The organism is Halomonas salipaludis (assembly GCF_002286975.1).
Lineage (GTDB): Bacteria > Pseudomonadota > Gammaproteobacteria > Pseudomonadales > Halomonadaceae > Franzmannia > Franzmannia salipaludis.
Window position 1 is genome coordinate 506,613 of record NZ_NSKB01000002.1, and the last position, 18,450, is coordinate 525,062.

At 66.4% G+C, this 18,450-nt stretch carries 17 protein-coding genes and 1 riboswitch; of the genes, 6 read left to right on the forward strand and 11 right to left on the reverse strand.

Annotation, left to right across the window (positions count from 1 at the left end; all coding sequences use genetic code 11):
• Positions 1 to 47: 47 nt before the first annotated feature.
• The 6 genes from CK498_RS06250 to CK498_RS06275 all read right to left on the reverse strand — a co-directional run bounded on the left by CK498_RS06250 (position 48) and on the right by CK498_RS06275 (position 6,194).
• Complete coding sequence (locus CK498_RS06250; protein WP_095619987.1) at positions 48 to 1,160, reverse strand: 5-(carboxyamino)imidazole ribonucleotide synthase; 1,113 nt, start codon at positions 1,158 to 1,160, stop codon at positions 48 to 50.
• 10 nt (positions 1,161 to 1,170) lie between these two features.
• Positions 1,171 to 1,680: a 5-(carboxyamino)imidazole ribonucleotide mutase gene (gene purE, locus CK498_RS06255; RefSeq protein WP_095619988.1), complete on the reverse strand. Its 510-nt coding sequence runs from the start codon at positions 1,678 to 1,680 to the stop codon at positions 1,171 to 1,173.
• Between the two features lie 248 nt (positions 1,681 to 1,928).
• Positions 1,929 to 3,950: a TRAP transporter permease gene (locus tag CK498_RS06260; protein ID WP_095619989.1), complete on the reverse strand. Its 2,022-nt coding sequence runs from the start codon at positions 3,948 to 3,950 to the stop codon at positions 1,929 to 1,931.
• Between the two features lie 30 nt (positions 3,951 to 3,980).
• On the reverse strand, positions 3,981 to 4,502 hold the full coding sequence (locus tag CK498_RS06265) for a DUF1850 domain-containing protein (RefSeq protein ID WP_095619990.1): 522 nt from the start codon (positions 4,500 to 4,502) through the stop codon (positions 3,981 to 3,983).
• A gap of 35 nt (positions 4,503 to 4,537) precedes the next feature.
• Positions 4,538 to 5,497: a TAXI family TRAP transporter solute-binding subunit gene (locus tag CK498_RS06270; RefSeq protein ID WP_095619991.1), complete on the reverse strand. Its 960-nt coding sequence runs from the start codon at positions 5,495 to 5,497 to the stop codon at positions 4,538 to 4,540.
• A 157-nt stretch (positions 5,498 to 5,654) separates the two neighbouring features.
• Entirely contained in the window at positions 5,655 to 6,194 is a 540-nt protein-coding gene (locus CK498_RS06275; RefSeq protein ID WP_095619992.1) for a YaeQ family protein, read from the reverse strand.
• A 164-nt stretch (positions 6,195 to 6,358) separates the two neighbouring features.
• Between CK498_RS06275 and CK498_RS06280 the strand changes: the two genes are divergently transcribed.
• The 5 genes from CK498_RS06280 (at position 6,359) to CK498_RS06300 (ending at position 10,886) form a co-directional block, all read left to right on the forward strand.
• Entirely contained in the window at positions 6,359 to 6,628 is a 270-nt protein-coding gene (locus tag CK498_RS06280; RefSeq protein WP_095619993.1) for an XRE family transcriptional regulator, read from the forward strand.
• Positions 6,629 to 7,777 (forward strand): FAD-dependent oxidoreductase, encoded by a 1,149-nt coding sequence (locus CK498_RS06285; protein ID WP_095619994.1) that lies wholly within the window; start codon positions 6,629 to 6,631, stop codon positions 7,775 to 7,777. It begins immediately after the preceding gene.
• A gap of 95 nt (positions 7,778 to 7,872) precedes the next feature.
• On the forward strand, positions 7,873 to 8,742 hold the full coding sequence (locus CK498_RS06290; RefSeq protein WP_095619995.1) for a putative selenate ABC transporter substrate-binding protein: 870 nt from the start codon (positions 7,873 to 7,875) through the stop codon (positions 8,740 to 8,742).
• A complete protein-coding gene (locus CK498_RS06295; protein WP_095619996.1) occupies positions 8,742 to 9,395 on the forward strand; it encodes a phosphonate ABC transporter ATP-binding protein in 654 nt (217 codons plus the stop codon). The genes CK498_RS06290 and CK498_RS06295 overlap by 1 nt, the downstream gene beginning before the upstream one ends.
• 9 nt (positions 9,396 to 9,404) lie before the next feature.
• On the forward strand, positions 9,405 to 10,886 hold the full coding sequence (locus CK498_RS06300; RefSeq protein ID WP_229358979.1) for a PhnE/PtxC family ABC transporter permease: 1,482 nt from the start codon (positions 9,405 to 9,407) through the stop codon (positions 10,884 to 10,886).
• Here CK498_RS06300 and ilvD read toward each other — a convergent pair.
• The 3 genes from ilvD to CK498_RS06315 all read right to left on the reverse strand — a co-directional run bounded on the left by ilvD (position 10,883) and on the right by CK498_RS06315 (position 14,755).
• Positions 10,883 to 12,580, reverse strand: coding sequence for a dihydroxy-acid dehydratase (gene ilvD / locus CK498_RS06305; protein WP_095619997.1), 1,698 nt, complete (start codon positions 12,578 to 12,580; stop codon positions 10,883 to 10,885). The two genes, CK498_RS06300 and ilvD, sit on opposite strands and share 4 nt — an antisense overlap.
• Before the next feature lie 85 nt (positions 12,581 to 12,665).
• On the reverse strand, positions 12,666 to 13,358 hold the full coding sequence (locus CK498_RS06310; protein WP_095619998.1) for a TenA family protein: 693 nt from the start codon (positions 13,356 to 13,358) through the stop codon (positions 12,666 to 12,668).
• Positions 13,355 to 14,755, reverse strand: a complete 1,401-nt coding sequence (locus tag CK498_RS06315) for an SLC5/6 family protein (RefSeq protein ID WP_095619999.1) — start codon at positions 14,753 to 14,755, stop codon at positions 13,355 to 13,357. Before CK498_RS06315 ends, CK498_RS06310 begins: the two co-directional genes overlap by 4 nt.
• Positions 14,745 to 14,855: riboswitch (TPP riboswitch) on the reverse strand. (Overlaps the previous gene by 11 nt.)
• 191 nt (positions 14,856 to 15,046) lie before the next feature.
• Here CK498_RS06315 and CK498_RS06320 point away from each other — a divergent pair.
• Positions 15,047 to 15,748 carry a hypothetical protein gene (locus CK498_RS06320; protein WP_095620257.1) on the forward strand — a complete coding sequence of 234 codons (702 nt, stop codon included), beginning with the start codon at positions 15,047 to 15,049 and terminating at the stop codon, positions 15,746 to 15,748.
• On the opposite strand, the gene CK498_RS06325 is transcribed toward CK498_RS06320, so the two are convergent.
• Complete coding sequence (locus CK498_RS06325) at positions 15,745 to 17,238, reverse strand: protein adenylyltransferase SelO (RefSeq protein ID WP_095620000.1); 1,494 nt, start codon at positions 17,236 to 17,238, stop codon at positions 15,745 to 15,747. The two genes, CK498_RS06320 and CK498_RS06325, sit on opposite strands and share 4 nt — an antisense overlap.
• Before the next feature lie 245 nt (positions 17,239 to 17,483).
• A complete protein-coding gene (locus tag CK498_RS06330) occupies positions 17,484 to 18,245 on the reverse strand; it encodes a GntR family transcriptional regulator (protein WP_095620258.1) in 762 nt (253 codons plus the stop codon).
• Between the last annotated feature and the right edge of the window lie 205 nt (positions 18,246 to 18,450).

Below are 18,450 nucleotides of genomic sequence, written 5' to 3' on the forward strand. Positions count from 1 at the left end.
AGCGGCCCCGTCATCTGACGGGGCCGCTTACGTTGGATGACGGGCGGTTATTCGAAGCTGAAGCCCGGCGCCGGTGCATCCGGCAGCAATGCGGCGCAGACGCGTACCTTGTCGAGCAGCTCGGCGTGGGTCGGCGCCAGCAGGTTGACGTGGCCAAGCTTGCGCCCGGCGCGCTCACGCTTGTCGTAGCGGTGCAGATGAGCGTCGGGGAGCGCCAGGATCTCACCAGGAACGCCCTCGCGGCCGATCACGTTGACCATGCAGGTCGGCATGCGCACGGCGGTATCGCCCAGCGGTAGCCCCTGGATCGCCCGCAGGTGGTTCTCGAACTGGCTGGTCACCGCGCCGTCCATGCTCCAGTGGCCGGAGTTGTGCACGCGCGGCGCCATCTCGTTGGCCAGCAGGCTGCCGTCGCGGGCCTGGAACAGCTCCAGGGTCAGCACGCCGACGTAGTCGAGTTCGTCGAGCAGCGCACGGATATAGCCGTCGGCGGTCTGCTGCACGCTGGCATCGAGGTCCGGCAGCGGCGCAATCGAGTAGCGCAGGATACCGTCGACGTGCTGGTTCTCGGCCATCGGGTAGAACACCACCTGGCCGTCGCGGCCGCGCACGGCGATGATCGACACCTCGCGCACGAAGTCGACGAAGGCCTCGACAATCAGCCGCGGGTGGTTGATGGTGCGCCAGGCATCTGCGGCCTCGGCGGGATCCTTGAGCACCGCCTGACCCTTGCCGTCGTAGCCCTCGGTAACCGACTTGGCGACCACCGGGGTGCCCAGTTCACGGGCCGCGGCTTCGAGCTCGGCGGCGCTCTCCACCAACCGATAGGCCGGGGTGGGGATGCCCAGGCGGTCGAACAGCGCCTTCTCCTCGGCACGGTTCTGGCACACGCGGATCGCCTCGCTCGAAGGATAGACCGGCTTGACTTCCTCGATGGCCTGCACCAGCGACACCGGCAGGTGCTCGAATTCGTAGGTAACCAGATCGACCTTGTCCAGGAAGGTGTCGAGGTGCCTGCGATCGGTATCTATCATCACATCGCCGATACCGGCGCTGGGGTGGCCGGTGGTATCCAGGAAAGTGAAGCGGTTGGCCAGAGGATAGCCGGCCAGGGCCAGCATGCGGCCCAGCTGGCCGGCACCGAGTACGCCGATATTCATCTGCTTTACCTCACTGCGCGTCGGGTCGCGGATCGGGGTTGTCGAGCACCGCCTGGGTCTGCTCGGCGCGGAAGGCCTCCACCGCCTCGCGCACCTTGGCATCCTGCAGGGCGACGATCTGTGCCGCCAGCAGGCCGGCATTGGTGGCACCGGCCTTGCCGATGGCCAGCGTCCCCACGGCGATGCCGCCGGGCATCTGGGCGATCGACAGCAGCGAGTCGAGACCTTTCAGCGACTTCGACTCCACCGGCACGCCGAGCACCGGCAGCGGCGTCTGGGACGCCACCATCCCCGGCAGATGCGCGGCGCCACCGGCGCCGGCAACGATCACCTGCAGGCCGCGCTGAGCGGCGCTCTTGGCATAGTCGAACAGCAGGTCCGGGGTGCGGTGGGCCGAGACCACCTTGGTCTCGCAGGCCACGCCGAGGCGCTCCAGCATCGCTACCGCATGTTCCATTACCGGCCAGTCGGACTTGGACCCCATGATCACGCCGACGCGTGGCTGCTGGTTGGATGGCATCTATGGCTCCCGGAAATGGCGCTGAGAATTCGAAGGGCAAGTATTCTAACGGCGCCCGTGGGCGCCGTCATCTTGACCAAGTGGGCAGGGATGATTCGTTGACAGGCCTATTGCGAATACCGGCACCGCTCAGGACTGATCCGGGGGCAGGCCTACGAGGAGGCGCTGTAAACCATCCATGGGCGCTACCGATGCCATCCATGGCATCGAAACCTCCTCTTCGGCCTGCCCCCGGCGTCCTTCGCTTATTAGCTATTCGGCGAAGGCGTTGCCGCCGCCTCACGGCGGCTGGCCAGCCAATTGCCGCCGATCGCCAGCGCCATCACCACCACCCCGGCAATCTCGGCCATCAGATTGGGGTAGAACACCGCCACGATCGACGGCACGATCGCCAACCGCGGCAACCACGACATGCGCGTGAACAGGTAGCCCTCCAGCGCCGCGGCGAAGGCACATAGCGCGAAGATCGCGATCACCCCGTTCCATATCACCACCGGTACCGGCCCGCCGATGATGATCTCCGGGTTGAAGACCATGAACATCGGGATCAGGTAGAGGCCCTTGGCAAACTTCCAGGCCTGGAAGCCGGTCTCCATCGGCTTGGAGCCGGCAATCGCCGCGCCGGCGAAGCCAGCCAAGGCTATCGGTGGCGTGACATTGGAGTCCTGGGAGTACCAGAACACCACCAGGTGGGCGATCAGCAGCGGCACGCCGAACTCGGCGGTCAGCGCCGGGCCGACCAGCACGATCAGCACGATATAGCTGGCGGTCACCGGCAGGCCCATGCCCAGGATCAGGCTGGCCAGCAGCACCATTACCAGCGCCAACACCAGGTTGCCGCCGGAGAAGGCCATCATCATCGACGAGAACTTCAGGCCCAGCCCGGTGAGGCCGACCACGCCGACGATGATACCGGCTACGGCACAGGCCATGGACACCGCTACCGCGTTGCGCGCGCCCAGTTCAAGGCCTTCGACCAGCTTGACAAAGCCGGCGATCACCACCCGCTTGATGCCTTCGAAGGTCACCTTCTGGCCCTGGCTCGGTGCCACGAACAGGAACCAGATCGCATAGCGCAGCACCGCCACGGCAACCATGGTGACCACCGCATAGAAGCCCACCCGCATCGGCGAGAGGTTCATCACCAGCAGCCACACCAGTACGCCCAGCGGCAGCAGAAAGTGCCAGCCGTCGCGCATCACGTCGCGCATCTTGGGCAGCTCGCTCCGCGCCATGCCCTGCATGCCCTGCTTGAGGGCGATGATATGCACGAACAGGTAGACGGTGGCGAAGTACATGATCGCCGGCAGGATGCTGACCTTGACCACATCCAGGTATGGCGTATTGGTATATTCGGCGATCAGGAAGGCGCCGGCGCCCATCAGCGGCGGCATGATCTGGCCGCCAGTAGACGCCGCGGCCTCGATGCCGCCGGCCTGGTGGGGCTTGTAGCCGAGGCGCTTCATCAGCGGAATGGTGAAGGCCCCGGTGGTCACCACGTTGGCGATGGCGCTGCCGGAGATTGAGCCCATGCCCGCCGAGGCGATGACCGCCGCCTTGGCCGGACCGCCACGCTGGCGCCCGGTGGCCGCATAGGCCATGTCGATAAAGAACTTGCCGGCCCCGGTGCTTTCGAGAAAGGCGCCGAACAGCACGAAGATGAAGATGTAGGTCGCCGCCACGCCCAGCGGCAGGCCGAAGATGCCCTCCTGGCCGAGATACAGCTGGCCGGCGACGCGATCCAGGTTATAGCCACGGTGCTCGAGTATGCCCGGCATCCACTCACCGAGCCACGGCAGCTCGCCGCGCGGCCCGGCGAAGGCGTAGACGATGGCCAGCACGCCGATCAGCGTCATGCCGAAGCCGACGGCACGGCGGCTGGCCTCGAGGACGGTGACGGTGGCGATGCAGGCGATCAGGATATCCGTCTCGCTCCAGAACCCGGCTCGCGAGATGATCTCGTCGAGGAAAAACACCAGGTAGCCCCCGGTCACCGCAGCCCCGGCCAGGAATACCGCGTCGATCAGCCAACCAATGGCCCCGCGCTTGCGGTGAGGGCCGAAGACCGGAAAGATCAGGAAGGCCAGCGTCATGATCAGCGCCAGGTGAATCCCGCGCTGGTAGAACAGCCCCAGCGGCTGGATACCCGCCGAGTAGAGCTGGAACAGGGACAGCCCTACCGCCACGATAGTGATCAACCACAGTATCGCGCGCGGCTGAATGGCGTTGCCGCCCGGCATCTGCACCGGTGGGCTCGTCGAGTCGCTCATGGATTCCTCGTCAGACGTCGTCTGGATCGCTCAATGCTCGAGCGTGATAAGTTGAAGGATGACCCGTTCACCGCTGGCCTGCTCGCTAAGACTCAACGAGTGCGCTTCACCGCCTGCCTCCCAGATCAGGCGATGGTCGACCTCGCGAGACCCCACTCTCAACGCATAGCGGTTGTCGGCAACGGGCTCATGAATATCATTGATCCAATAGCCACCCTGGCCATCGGAGACCTGCTCGCCACGCCCGAGGGAGTGCCCCAGGCCAGCGGCAAAATCGGGCTGGTGACTGCGTTCCAGCTGCATCTCGCCGGCCACGTTGCGGTAGCAGTCGAGCACCCTGAAATGGCGTACCGAGTGATTCCACGCCAGGCACCAGCCCTCGCCGGGCGCCCGCGTCAGCTCGGCGAAAATCTCGCCATCCGCGCCCAGCGCCTGCAGGGTATCGGGGTGCGATGCATCATCTGCCACCGCTAATATGGGGATGGCACCACACGACAGCAGGGCGAACACCAGTGTCCGCCCTGCCAGGTTACCGAATCGCACGATGCCCATCCCAAATCACATCAGTGGATGTCGTGGCGCCGCGATTACGGGCGCAGACGATCCGGGATATCGGCCTCGACTTCCTCGAAGTAGCGAATTGCGCCTGGGTGCAGCGGCACCGGGGTGGATTCCATGGTGAACTCGATGGTGGTGTCGTTGGCCGCCGGGTGCACGGCGATCAGCTCGTCGGTATGTTCGAACAGCAGCTTGGTCAACTCATAGGCCAGCTCTTCGTCCATATCGGAATTGACCACCAGGACGTTGGGGATACCGATGGTCTGCACCGCCTCGTCCATGCCGTCGTACATGCCGGCTGCCAGCTCATAGGGGGCGAACACCGGCTCGTCCTCCTGGGCGTTGGCGATCTCCTCGTCGGAGAAGCCGATCAGGCGGATGTCGCGGGTTGCCGCCAGGTTGAGGATCGAGCTGGTGGGCGGGCCCACGCTCCAGAAACCGGCGTCGATGTCGCCGTCGCGGATGGCATCGGCGGTCTCGTTGAAATTGAGACGTTGGGGGTTGAAGTCGTCGTAGCTCATGCCGTTGGCTTCGAGCAGGGCGCGGGCATTGAGCTCGGTACCGCTGCCCGGGGCACCCACGGAAACCCGCTTGCCTTCGAGATCGGCCAGCGACTCGATATCGGACTCGGCCAGGGTCACCAGCTGCACGGCATTGGGATACACCGACGCCAGGGCGCGAATGTTCTCGATCTGGCGCTGTTCGAAATCGCCGGTACCGTTATAGGCTTGGTAGACCGTGTCGGCCAGGGCCAGAGCCAGGTCGGCATCGCCGCGCATGATCAGGCCCATGTTCTCCACCGAGGCGCCGGTCACTTCGGCAGTGGCGTCGGCGCCTTCGATATGGTCGTTGATCATTTCGGCGAAACCTCCGCCGATCGGGTAGTAGACCCCGCCGGTGCCACCGGTGGCGATGGACAGCTGCTGCGCCGCGGCCAGCGGGGCGGTAGCCAGCAGTGAAGCGGCAACCGCATATTTGATAGTGCGCATGGACTTCCTCCGGTCGTGAAACCTGACGTTCGTTATGATTATTGGCGATCACGCGAATACTAGCGGTCGCACTCCTGAAAAACCTAGCACGTCAGTAGCCTAAGTGACTACAACGGCAATTTCACCATTGCCGGGCGAGGTTGAATATGCCGTGCATTCAACGCTCGCCGCTGAGCCAGACCGGGGTCAGCTCGTGCTGGCCTCGAGCGTCGGTCACGTAGAGCGTGCCCTCGCTGATCATCACCGCCCAGTCGATGCTGCGCGGCAGGTCCTCGGCCAGTTCCGCCAGTGCCGCCTCGGGCAGGCTGGCCACGTGCACGTTGGCCAGCGCCTCGGCCGATCCCAGCACCCTTGAGGCCCAGGCATCGACCTTGCCATAGGCCAGCAGCGAGACCCGCTCGGCGCGGCGCGAGCACCAGGTCAGGCGGTCGGCATCGGGCAGGCCGACCTCGATCCAGTGCAGCACCCGGCCGTCGAGACTCTTCTGCCATAGTGCTGGCTCATCGACGTCCGAGAGCCCACGGCCGAAGGCCAGTGCCTCGTCGTACCACAGCGCATGCGCCAGCAGCCTCACCGTCATGCGCGTCTCGGTCTCCGAGGGGTGGCGGGCCACGGTAAAGCGCTCGGTGGCATAGACGCCGCGATCCAGATCGGTGAGCGATAGGTTCACTTTATACGGGGTTGCGCTAAGCGCCATTGCAAGATCCTGATGTCCAAAGCAATAAAACAGGCCATTGAATGCAGTCTACGCGCTCTCGGTGAGCAGGTCTGCGTGCGGCAAAAAAATCTCCATGAAGCGCTGGAAGATTGCCGCAAAACCTTGCATCCTGAGCAGGTCGCAAGCCAAGCCAACGGAGCCACATGAGCACGGCACGATTAACGACCGGTTGGGACCTGCGCGAGCCTTCGCCAGCGACACCCGACCTGGACGTCCGGGAACTCGAGAAGCGTTCCCGCCTGATGCGCGTCGTCACTCGCCGCATCGCCCTATCCGACCTGCCCAACCGCGAGATCGCTCAGCGCGCCGGCATCCCCACGCAGCGCCTCAGCGACCTGCTGGCCGGCAAGATCGAGCATTTTTCCGTCGAAGAACTGGAAACCCTGCGCCATAGCGTCGAAGACGAGGGCTAGATGGCCCGTGAGCTGCTGCTCGTCGGTGGCGGTCACAGTCATGTCGAGGTCCTGCGCCGCTTTGCGCTGGACCCCGCCCCCGACGTACGCCTGACCCTGATCAGCCGCGACCGCTTCACGCCCTACTCCGGCATGCTGCCCGGCTACCTCGCCGGGCACTACGACTTCGGCGATGTACATATCGACCTGGCGCCGCTGGCCGAAGCCGCCGGCGCGCGCTTCCTGCGCGACAGCGTCGACGGCCTCGACCTCGCTGCCCAGCGGGTGATTCCCCATGATCACTCGCCGCTGACCTACGATCGCCTGTCGCTGAATATCGGTGCCGCACCGCGCCTGGCAGCAGTGCCCGGCGCCGCCGACCACGCCACGCCGCTCAAGCCCATCGACGGACTCAATGCGCGCTGGCTGGCGCTGCTCGAGCGGCTGCAGCACGACCCCGTCAGCAAGACCATCATGGTGGTCGGTGGCGGTGCCAGCGGCGTCGAGGTGCTGCTGGCCATGCAGCAGCGGCTGCAGCGCCTGTGTCGTGAGCGCGGTCTGGCCGAATCGCTGTTGCGCTTCTGCCTGGTGACCCGCGGCCCGCGGCTGCTGGCCAACCACAACCCGCGGGTTCAACGGCGCTTCGCACGCCTGCTGACACGTCGCGGCGTGGCGCTGCACAGCGAGGCCGAGGTGGTCAGCGTCGGCGCCGGGCGCGTGCATACCGCCGACGGCCGCACGCTGGCCTTCGATGAGCTGCTGTGGGCGACCCAGGCCGGCGCCGCGCCATGGCTGGCCGATACCGGCCTGGCGCTGGATGGTGCCGGCTTCATCCGCGTCGACGACCATCTGGCCAGCGTCAGCCACCCTCACGTGTTCGCCGCCGGCGACACCGCCTCGATGGTCAACTATCGACGCGACAAGGCCGGGGTTCACGCCGTGCGCCAGGGCCCTGCGCTGGCCGGCAATCTGCGCGCCAGCCTTCACGACCGCCCCCTGACCCGCTACCGCCCCCAGCGCCGCCACCTGGCACTGATCAGCACCGGCGACCGCTACGCGGTGGCCTCTCGTGGCCCCTGGAGCTGGTCGGGCAACTGGGTGTGGCGCTGGAAGGATCGCATCGACCGTCGCTTCATGGCCCGCTACCGCCCACCGCTGCCGACACCATAAAGGCTGCGCCGATCTGCTATCATGCCGGCGTTCTACGTCCTCTAGCCGTTATGACAACGCCCGTCACAAGACGCGCCGACATGGAAGACCCCGCTATGCTACGTCGCCTGATACTCGCCGGCAGCGCCGGACTCGTGCTACTCCTCGCCCCGCTGGTCGCCGCCGATACCCTGGTGTTCACCGCCATCCCCGATGAGGACGAAACGCGCCTGCAGCAGCGCTTCCAGGCAGTAGCCGACTATCTCGCCGACGAGCTCGAAGTAGACGTGCGCTTCATCCCAGTGACCTCCTACGCCGCCTCGGTAACTGCGTTTCGCAATAACCAGGTGCAGCTGGCCTGGTTCGGCGGCTTCACCGGCGTGCAGGCCCGCGAGCTGGTGCCCGGTTCCCGCGCCATCGCCCAGGGTGTCGAAGACCCCGAGTACAAGAGCTACTTCATCGCCAACCACCAGACCGGCCTCGAGCCGCACACGGGTGACACTGCCCCCGAGGGGCTGCGCGACCTGACCTTCAGCTTCGGCTCGCAGAGCTCTACCTCGGGACGCCTGCTGCCGGAGTACTTCCTGCGCGAGCACCTCGGCGCTTCACCGGATGAGTTATTCGCCCGGGTCGGTTTCAGCGGCAACCACAGCCGCACCATCTCGGTGGTGCAATCCGGCGCCTATCAGGCCGGGGTGGTCAGCTACAAGGCATGGGAGAACGAGCTCGAGGCCGGCAACATCGACCTCGAGCGGGTGCAAGTGATCTGGCAAAGCCCACCCTATCCGGACTACCAGTGGACGGTGCGCGGCGACATCGACGAGCGCTTCGGCGACGGCTTCAGCGAACGCCTGCAGCAGGCCCTGCTCGACATGGACGCTCCAGAGCTGCTGGCCAGCTTCCCGCGCTCGGGCTTCATACCCGCCAGCAACGACGACTACCAGGAGATCCTCGACGTCGCCCGTCAGCTGGAGCTGATCGACTGATGACCCCACTGGCGCTCACCGACGCCGTGGCCGCCTACGGCGCGACCCGCGTGCTCGGCCCGCTGAGCCTGACGCTAGCCCCCGGCGAGCGGGTCGCGCTGGTCGGCAAGAGCGGCGCCGGCAAGTCGACGCTGCTGGCGCTGATGTACGAGCAGTGGCGCCAGCGCGAGGTGGCGCTGATGCCCCAGGCGCTGGGACTGGTCGACACCCTCTCGGTGTTCCACAACGTCTATATGGGGCGCCTCGACCGCCACCCCTGGTGGCGCAACCTGGTTACCCTGGCCAGGCCCTGGCGCGACGACATCGCCAAGGTCGACGTCCTGCTCGAACGGCTTGGCATCGCCGACAAGCGCTGGACGCCCTGCGGCGAGCTCTCCGGCGGCCAGCGTCAGCGCGTCGCCGCGGCGCGCGTGCTCTACCAGCGCGCCCAGGTGCTGCTCGCCGACGAGCCGGTCTCGGCCCTCGACGGCCCCCAGGCCGCCAGCGTGATGCAGGCCCTGGCCGACGGCTACCCGATGGCGGTGCTGGCGATGCACGACCTCGACCTGGCGCTGCGCTACTGCACCCGGGTGGTGGGCATCCAGGGCGGCGAGATCGCCATCGACCAGCCCAGCCAGCGCCTCAGCGTCCACGACCTCCAGCCGCTCTACTGAGCCCGCCCCATGTCGATGCCGATCTCCGCCACCGTTCGCGTGACCCTGGGCTTGATCGTCGTGGCGCTGGCCTGCCTAGCCTTCGGCGACTTCGAGATCAGCGCCCACGACCCCTGGCAGGAGCTCGGCCGGCTGGCCATGGGGCTGATCCAGCCCAACTTCTCCAGCGTCGACTTCCTCGGCGAGGCGATCCTGCGCACCGTGGCCTTCGCCTTCGTCGGGGTCGGCCTGGGGGCCGCCGCGGGGCTACTGTTAGCGCTACTCTTCCAGCACCTCTGGGTGCGCACCTTTTGCGCTTTCATTCGCGCCATCCACGAGCTGTTCTGGGCGCTGATCTTCCTGCAGAGCTTCGGGCTGCACCCGCTCACCGGCGTGCTGGCGATTGCTATCCCCTATGCCGGGATCTTCGCCAAAGTCTACGCCGAGATCCTCGACGAGACCGACCCGGAACCGGCGCGCACCCTGCCGCGCCGCGCCGGGCGCCTCTCGGTGCTGCTCTATGCGCGCATCAGCCAGGCCTGGCCGCACCTGGTCAGCTATACCGCCTACCGCCTCGAGTGCGGGCTGCGTTCCAGCGCGGTGATCGGCTTCGTCGGCATGCCGACGCTGGGCTTCCACCTCGCCGGCGCTTTCGCCCAGGGTCACTACGCCACCGTCGGCGCACTGCTGATCCTGTTCTACGTACTGATCGGCACCCTGCGGCTGTGGGTCCGCCCCCAGCTGCTGCCGCTCTACCTGATCGCCGCCCCCTTCTGCCTTGGCACCGGCCTGCCGATCGTGTGGAGCAACGTCAGCCGCTTCTTCACCTACGATATCGTGCCCGCGCCGCTGCGCCACGGAGAGGGCATCGAGGGGCTGCTGCCGTGGCTGGGGGACCTGCTCGTGCACCAGGCGCTGCCTGGTATCTGGAACACCCTGCTGCTGACCCAGATCGCGCTGGTGCTTACCGGGGTGTTGGCGATGGCGCTGTTCCCGGTGATTTCGCGCCACTTCACCGGGCGCCTGGGCGGCAGCGCCGGCCATGTACTGCTGGTGGTGATGCGCTCGACGCCGGAGTACCTGCTGGCCTTCATCCTGCTGCAGCTGTGGGGGCCCTCGATGCTGCCGGCAGTGGTGGCGCTGGCGCTGCACAACGGCGGCATCATCGGCCATCTGCTGGGGCGGCGCAGCAACGAGATCGCGCTGCGCCAGGACGCGCCGCGCGGCGTCGAGCGCTACGCCTACGAGGTGGCGCCGCGGGTCTACGGCCCCTTTATGGCACTGCTGTTCTACCGCTGGGAGATCATCATGCGCGAGACGGCGATCCTCGGCATCCTGGGGATCGCCACCCTCGGCTTCTATGTCGACAGCGCCATCCAGGAGATCCGCTTCGACCGCGCCATGCTGTTGATCCTGATCACCGCGCTGCTCAATATCGGCGTCGATATCCTCGCCCGGCGGCTACGCGCCAAGCTACGCCTAAGGCACACCATCAACCGCCAGAGCTGCTAGCCCGATGACTCGGGCAGGTCGGTCACCGCGCCCTGCGATGCCGAGCTCACCGTTCTGGCGTACTTGGCCAGCACGCCGCGGGTGTAGCGCGGTGCCGGCTGCTGCCAGGCGCTGCGCCGACGCGCCAGCTCCTCATCGGAGAGAGCGACCTCGATGATGTCGGCCTCGGCGTCGATGGTGATGGTGTCGCCGTCCTCGACCAGCGCCAGGGGCCCACCTTCGAAGGCTTCCGGGGCGACATGCCCGACCACGAAGCCGTGGCTGCCGCCGGAGAAGCGTCCGTCGGTGATCAGTGCCACCTGGCTGCCCAGGCCACGACCCATGATCGCCGAGGTAGGAGTCAGCATCTCGCGCATGCCGGGGCCGCCGCGGGGGCCCTCATAGCGGATCACCACCACATCACCGGCCACCACGCTGCCGTCGTTGATGCGCGCCTGGGCCTCCTCCTCGGAGCCGAACACCCGTGCGCTGCCCGAGAAGCGCGTGCCCTCCTTGCCAGTGATCTTGGCCACCGCGCCCTGGGGCGCCAGGTTGCCGTAGAGAATGCGCAGGTGGCTCTCGGGCTTCTGCGGCGCGTCCAGCGGCGCGATGATCCGCTGATCGGCGGGATAAGGCGCCACCTCGGCGAGGTTCTCGGCCAGCGTCTTGCCGGTCACCGTCAGGCAGTCGCCGTGCAGCAGGCCGGCACCCAGCAGCATCTTCATCAGCGGCTGGATACCGCCGATCGCCACCAGCTCGCTCATCATGTAGTGGCCGCTGGGGCGCAGGTCGGCCAGCACCGGCACGCGGCGGCCCAGTTCGGTGAAATCCTTCAGCGACAACTCGACGCCGATGGTGCTGGCCATGGCGATCAGGTGCAGCACCGCGTTGGTGGAGCCACCCAGCGCGATCACCACGGTGATGGCGTTCTCGAAGGCCTCGCGGGTCATGATGTCGGAGGGCTTGATATCGCGGGCCAGCAGCTCCAGCACCGCGGCGCCTGCGGCCTCGCAGTCGGCGCGTTTGGCCTCCGAGACGGCGTTCTGCGCCGAGCTGCCCGGCAGGCTCATGCCCAGCGCCTCGATGGCCGAGGCCATGGTGTTGGCGGTGTACATGCCACCGCAGGAGCCCGGCCCGGGGATCGCCGTTTCCTCGATCTGCTTGAGCTCGATGAGGTCGAGATCACCCCGCGAATGGGCGCCCATGGCCTCGAACACCGAGACGATGTCGGTATGCCCCTCGCCGGGCATGATGGTGCCGCCGTAGACGAACACGCTGGGCCGGTCGAGCCGCGCCAGGCCCATCATGCAGCCCGGCATGTTCTTGTCGCAGCCGCCGATGGCCACCAGGCCGTCGAAACCCTCGCAGCCGGCCACCGTCTCGATGGAGTCGGCGATCACCTCCCGCGACACCAGCGAGTACTTCATGCCCTCGGTGCCATTGGCGATGCCATCGGAGATGGTGATGGTATTGAAGATCACGCCCTTGCCGCCAGCCGCATCGGCACCGTCGCTGGCGCGCCAGGCCAGGTCGTCGATATGGCTGTTGCACGGCGTGAGGTTGCTCCAGGTCGAGGCGATGCCCACTTGGGGCTTGGTGAAGTCGCTGTCGGTGAAGCCCACAGCACGCAGCATGGCGCGGCTGGCCGCCTTGCCTGGGCCATCCACCACCGGGGCGGAGTGACGGCGGCGGGAATCCTTCGGCGTATCGCTCATGGGGCGCTCCTGACGGGTTCGATGCATCCTTTAGAACATAGAGAGTGCCCCCCATGAGGGCATCTGGCAACCGGCCAGGCCGGCGTCACTCGAATCGCGCCCAGACCGCATCGTGGAACGCGCGCTCCTTGGCCACCGTGTCGCGGAAGCACTCGGCCATGCGGGTGAAGGTGGCGTCATCGAGCGTTTCCGCCTCCTCCTCCAGGCGACGACGCAGCCAGGCGACGAATTCCTGAAAGGCCGGGTTGTCGTGCAGATCGATCCACTCCCCCATCAAGGGGTGCAGCCCGTCGACGCGGCTCACCCGCAGCGCCCACTCGAGATAGACCCACTCGGTCACCACCAGCGCCGCCAGCAGCTCGGCGTAGCCGCCGCTCTGGCCCGTATCGCGCAGCAGCCGCTGGAAGGCCTGGGTCTCGGGCAGGTAGTCGGGTGCCTGGTCGGCCACACCGAAGGTCTCGAAGGTGCGCTGGAAGGTGCTGTTCTCGTCGCTGGTCAGCATGCCCATGAACTGGCCCAGCACCACCCGATCGTCCATGCCCGGGGCATGGCCGATGGCGTGGCCGATCAGCGCCGTGAAGGGATCGACGAAGCCGTAGTCCTGCACCATGTAGGCGGCGAAGTCGTCTCCCGCCAGCCGCCCCTCGCCCAGGGCGTCGAATAGCGGGTGGTTCACCGTGGCCGACCAGTCAGGCTCGCTGATCTCGCGCAGCCAGTCGCTGATGCGCGGGGCGCTGCGCGAGGCGGCCCAGTCGCGGTACTGCTCGAGCATGCTCATGATGCGCTCCTTGTCATGGAGGATGAGTGAGAGGGACGCCGCCAGGCGATCAGCAGGCTGACCAGGGTCGACGCCAGCAGTGCACCGAGGAACGGCGCCAGGGTCGGAATGCTGTCGGGGAAGCTCGCCGCCAGCAGGCCGGCGCTCAGGCTGCCGGAGGCCACCCAGCCCGGCACCACGGCGCCAAGCATGCCGGCGACGCCGCCGGCCACTGCGGCCAGCGGACTCATGCGCTGCCACAACCCCAACAGCACCGGCACCACGATGGCGGCGCACAGCAGGTCGGCGATCAGAAACAGGCGTAGCACCGAGTAGCCCTGCAGCGCCACCGCCACCACCGGCACCATCAACGCCACCGTGGCCAGTCTGGCCCCACCGATCGACAGCCCCGGTTTGCCGGCATCCGCCACCACCAGCGAGGCGATGCCGTTCTGCAGGGTATCGACGCTAGACGCCACCAGGGTCACCGCCAGCACCAGCGCCGGCAGCGCCAGCCAGGCCGGCGCCTCGGCCAGCAGGGCGAAGAACGGAATTGGCGGCTCGCCCAGGGCGATGCCGCTCATCGCCGCCAGCATGCCCAAGCCACCGATCAACATCACCACCACCACGCAGATGCCGGCGCCCAACCAGGCGCCCTGCCCCAGGGCGCGGTCATCGCGAGCCGACCACACCCGCTGCCAGTAGCCCTGATGGAAGAGGTTGGCGGCCGTGACCGCAATCACCAGGGTCAGCGCCACCGACAGCGAATTGCCCAGCGGCGCCGTTGGCAGGACCGCGCCGGCTGGCATCTCCGGCAGGCGCCATAGCGCCACGCCGCCCACCAGCAGCAACAGGACCAATAACAGCCAGGCCTGCCAACGGTCGGTGGCAAGGCTGGCGCGCAGCCCGCCAAGCGCGGTATAGAGCAAGGTAACCAACGCCACGCCGATCACCACCAGCGCCGGCGGCACGTCCGAGAGTAGTGCAGCAATCGCACCGATGGCCGTGAGCTCAGCGGCCAGGAAGCAGGCCATGTAAGCCACCGAAACCAGCGACACCCAGCGCCGCACGCCGGCCCCGTAGCACGCCTCGGCGAACTCGCCGATGCTGCGCCCGCGAGGCAGGCGGCGACGGATCGCCGGACCATAAAGCCCCAGCACGATGAACGGCAGCGACGAACCGATGGCATAGCCGGCCAGCGCCAGCGGCCCAACGAAGGCGCCGATTTCCGGCGGTGCGAAGAGGATCCAGGCGCCCATGCTCGAGGCCAGGAACGACAGCCCCAGGGTTTGCGCTCCCTGAGAGTTGCGCGCGGTCACGTAGTCGTCGAGGGGGCCGTCGGCGCGGCGCGCACGCAGGCCAAGGTAGGCAAAGCACAGCAGCGCCGCGCCGAGCACGGCAGACGTGAGATAGGGCATGTCGCACTTCCTCCGCCGGTATTAACCGGATCAGGTTCCAGGGTCGGCGTATGGCCCTCTCAGCCCCCGCAGCTGCGGCGGGACTCCCCTGGCGACAGTGAATCGTTGGGTTGTGTGCCCGGCGCTAGACCGGGACGCTCATCATCGGTTGCGCCCCCTTGGAAGTCAAAGTGCTGCCAGCCGATTCAAGTCGACGTTTCCAGCGGCCGATACTAATGTGATGGACTACCGATGCTGCCGCACCTTGCCGTGCGCCGCCGACAACAAGACCCACGCCACCGAGATCGCACCATGCCCTACACCGAAGCTCAGGAACACACCCCAGGTCGCTTGCATACGCTTTTCGCCGAGCCCTACAGCGCCTTCGACAATCAGGCCATGGAGCGGCAACTACACCTGGTCGTGGCGCTCAAGGTGTTGCTCGAGGCACCGCTGCGCCAGGGCCGGCTGATGCTGCGGGTGATTCATGGCTGGGAGAATGGCAGTGCCGAACCGGCGGCACTGGCACACAGCGAGCATCGCGTGGACACCATGGCAGACGCAACGGCAGTGGCCGACCGCTACCGCCAGGCAACCGAGCAAGGTGGTGAATTTCCCGATACGGCCGGGTCACTGCTGGCCGTCCCGCTGGCAGAGGCGATCGCCGCTGCCGAACGCCAGGGGCAAACCATCGACGACGAAACGCGTCACAACCCCGCTCACTGGCCGATGTTCCCTCACGGCCTGTCGCTATACACCTTCTTCAAGGTCTACCATCGGCTGACCTACGGTGAAGACGACTCCTACCGCGTCAGCCGCTGTGATACGCCACAAGGCATGCGCGAGATCCACGAATTCCATCTCGAAGAGGGTGAATTCGCCATCGTCACGCCGGCCACCGATGCCGAGGACGGCGACACCCTGGTAATCCTCCATGAGAGCCAGCTGGCACCGGTGCTGGCGCTAATGGAGGAGTGCCTGATCGCAGCACGCAAGTGGGGGCTGGTCGGCTAGGTGCCGCAGAAGGTGCGAAATACCCGCGCGGTAGGCGGTGCCGGCTGGGCGTAGTCGATATCTGCGGCGCGCTCCTCGAAGGGCCTTGCCAGCACCTGCATCAGCCGTTCGAAGGGGGCAAAGTCACCCTCGTCGATGGCCGCGGCCAGCGCCTCCTCGACGCGATGATTGCGTGGGATATAGACCGGATTGGCCAACCGCATGTGCCGCGCGATCTCACTGCTTTCGACATCCTCCCGCGCTAGGCGTCGACGCCACTCGGTGAGCCAGGCCTGGATCGGCTCGGCGCGCTCGAACAGCTCTACCAGATCCTTCTCTTGCGCCTCACCCTCGGCGGCGGCGCATAACCGCCGGAACGTCAGGGTGAAGTCGGCGCGCCCGGCCTGCATCGCCTCCAGCAGCGACTCGGCGAGCTCACGATCCGCCGCCTCGCTACTGGCTGCCGCCTCGCTCAGGCCCAGTTTGGCGCGCATTACCGCTAGCCATTCGGCCTCGTAACGCCCCGGATAGGCCTCGAGTACCTCGCTGGCGCGGGCGATGCCCCGTTGCTGGTCGTCATCTATCAGCGGCAGCAGGGTTTCTGCAAAGCGCGCCAGGTTCCACTGCGCGATCCATGGCTGATTGGCGTAGGCGTAGCGGCCGCCCTGGTCGATGGAGCTGAATACCGTTGCCGGGTCGTAGCGCTCCATGAAGGCACAGGGGCCGTAGTCGATGGTCTCGCCGGCGATCGAGGCGTTATCGGTGTTCATCACCCCGTGAATGAAGCCGAGCCCCATCCACTTGGCCACCAGCGCCGCCTGGCGCACCTGCACCGCCTCGAACAGCGCCAGATAGCGCTCCCCTGCCGAGGTGATATCAGCGAGATCGGGATAGTGACGCTCGATGGCGTGATCGGCAAGCTGCTGGATCGCCTCGCTGTCGCCGCGAGCGGCGAAATACTGGAAGGTGCCGATGCGCAGATGGCTCGATGCCACGCGGGTCAACACCGCCCCAGGCACCGGCACATCGCGTACCACCCGCTCGCCGGTGGTCACCGCCGCCAGTGCCCGGGTGGTGGGCACGCCCAGCACCTGCATCGCCTCGCTGACTAGATACTCGCGCAGCACCGGCCCCAGCGGTGCACGGCCGTCGCCACCGCGGGAGAACGGCGTACAGCCGGCGCCCTTGAGCTGGATATCGCGCAGCCGCCCATCGCGGTCGGTGACCTCGCCGAGCAGTACCGCCCGGCCATCGCCCAGGCGCGGCACGAAGTTGCCGAACTGGTGCCCGGCATAGGCCTGGGCCAACGGTGCCGCCCCATCCGGCACGCGATTGCCGGACAGCCACTCGGTTGCCGCGGCCTCGTCGTAGGCGCTCAGGTCGAAGCCCAGCGCCTCGGCCAGCGGCCGATTGAAGGCCACCAGCCGCGGCGCCTTGACCGGCACCGGGTCGAAGCGGGCATAGAAGCGCTCGGGAAAGTTCGCGTAGCGCAGGGTGAACTCGGGAAACATGGGTGGCTCCACGGCGGGGTCGATCAACGAATACCCTAGTATAACGCTCAGATTTGCAGCTGACGAACTGCCTCGCTATTGCCAGGAAATAGTGGATGACTGGGAGACGTAACAGCAATCAGCCAGGGTATCAGCATGCTGTGGGCTGCGGGGGAACTGAGGAGCTGGGCGTAACGGACGTCGAGACGAGCCCCCGCAGGGGCGATGGTAGCGAGTGACCACGCGCCATGCCTCAGCGACAGGACTTACTGGATGTCCAGTGTTTGTCCAATATCCAGCACCGCAGGATCGACCTCACGCTCGATCAGGTCGAGATCCCGCTGTACAAAGTCCATCAGACTGTCGGAGGCTGCTGCGGCGGCGGACGCATCCTCAGACAGGATCGCCTCTAACACCCTAAGGTGTCCGTCGATGGTACCCGACAGGTCTTTCCCTTGCGGGACATGGGTATGATAAATCCATCCCACCCGTCGAAAGATGGTGTGCAGCGGCCTAAGCGAGTACTCCAGAAACGGTTCATCACAGATCGAGAGCATCTGGGCATCAATCTGCAGATCGAAGCGGTTGAACTCCGACAGAGGCATCTGGGCCCTTTTCGCCCACATAGCGTCGGAGATCTTTCTCAGCGTCGTTCTCTGCAGGGCAGAGGCCTTATCGCAGGCCAGGGTGATCACGAAGCGCTCCATGTCACGCCTCAGCCTTAACAGCGTCGCCGCTCTTGCGAGGTCCACCGGCGCCACTTGAATACCCTGACGAGGCCTGACGGTTACCAGGGTGTCCGATGCCAGCCGTGTCACTGCCTGGTACACCGGCATACGGCTGTAGCCCGTAATATCTTGCAAGTCCTGAATTTTCAGGTTGCTGCCGGGCTTGAGGCGGCAGGTGACGATAAGCTCCTCAAGATCCCGGTAGGCCAGTTCAAGCAGGCTCTGGTCATCACGCGGCTTTGCCCGACCCGGTGGCGCCCCTTTCTGCTGTGTCGCGGAGGTATCTCTGGGGGATGTCATGGTGTCGCTCCCAATCGATTGGCGGAAATAGGCTGCCGGTGGAGCAAGCAATCGAGCACTCCTGCGCCGGATATCAACACTGACAGCATTCCGCCATCGGCGTCATTGCTTTGGCCGTAGGCGTAACCCAACGCCCGCGAACAACGATACACTGCCATCACGATCACTTCCTCTGGTTCACCCAAGGCTCCGCCAAGACACGCTC

Coding starts and splice junctions, on each gene's coding strand:
- CK498_RS06260 (WP_095619989.1), bottom strand. CDS start 3,950: ATGAGCGACTCGACGAGCCCACCGGTGCAGATGCCGGGCGGCAACGCC.
- CK498_RS06265 (WP_095619990.1), bottom strand. CDS start 4,502: ATGGGCATCGTGCGATTCGGTAACCTGGCAGGGCGGACACTGGTGTTC.
- CK498_RS06250 (WP_095619987.1), bottom strand. CDS start 1,160: ATGAATATCGGCGTACTCGGTGCCGGCCAGCTGGGCCGCATGCTGGCC.
- CK498_RS06290 (WP_095619995.1), top strand. CDS start 7,873: ATGCTACGTCGCCTGATACTCGCCGGCAGCGCCGGACTCGTGCTACTC.
- CK498_RS06325 (WP_095620000.1), bottom strand. CDS start 17,238: ATGTTTCCCGAGTTCACCCTGCGCTACGCGAACTTTCCCGAGCGCTTC.
- CK498_RS06315 (WP_095619999.1), bottom strand. CDS start 14,755: ATGCCCTATCTCACGTCTGCCGTGCTCGGCGCGGCGCTGCTGTGCTTT.
- ilvD (WP_095619997.1), bottom strand. CDS start 12,580: ATGAGCGATACGCCGAAGGATTCCCGCCGCCGTCACTCCGCCCCGGTG.
- CK498_RS06285 (WP_095619994.1), top strand. CDS start 6,629: ATGGCCCGTGAGCTGCTGCTCGTCGGTGGCGGTCACAGTCATGTCGAG.
- CK498_RS06300 (WP_229358979.1), top strand. CDS start 9,405: ATGTCGATGCCGATCTCCGCCACCGTTCGCGTGACCCTGGGCTTGATC.
- CK498_RS06295 (WP_095619996.1), top strand. CDS start 8,742: ATGACCCCACTGGCGCTCACCGACGCCGTGGCCGCCTACGGCGCGACC.
- purE (WP_095619988.1), bottom strand. CDS start 1,680: ATGCCATCCAACCAGCAGCCACGCGTCGGCGTGATCATGGGGTCCAAG.
- CK498_RS06280 (WP_095619993.1), top strand. CDS start 6,359: ATGAGCACGGCACGATTAACGACCGGTTGGGACCTGCGCGAGCCTTCG.
- CK498_RS06330 (WP_095620258.1), bottom strand. CDS start 18,245: ATGACATCCCCCAGAGATACCTCCGCGACACAGCAGAAAGGGGCGCCA.
- CK498_RS06270 (WP_095619991.1), bottom strand. CDS start 5,497: ATGCGCACTATCAAATATGCGGTTGCCGCTTCACTGCTGGCTACCGCC.
- CK498_RS06310 (WP_095619998.1), bottom strand. CDS start 13,358: ATGAGCATGCTCGAGCAGTACCGCGACTGGGCCGCCTCGCGCAGCGCC.
- CK498_RS06320 (WP_095620257.1), top strand. CDS start 15,047: ATGCCCTACACCGAAGCTCAGGAACACACCCCAGGTCGCTTGCATACG.
- CK498_RS06275 (WP_095619992.1), bottom strand. CDS start 6,194: ATGGCGCTTAGCGCAACCCCGTATAAAGTGAACCTATCGCTCACCGAT.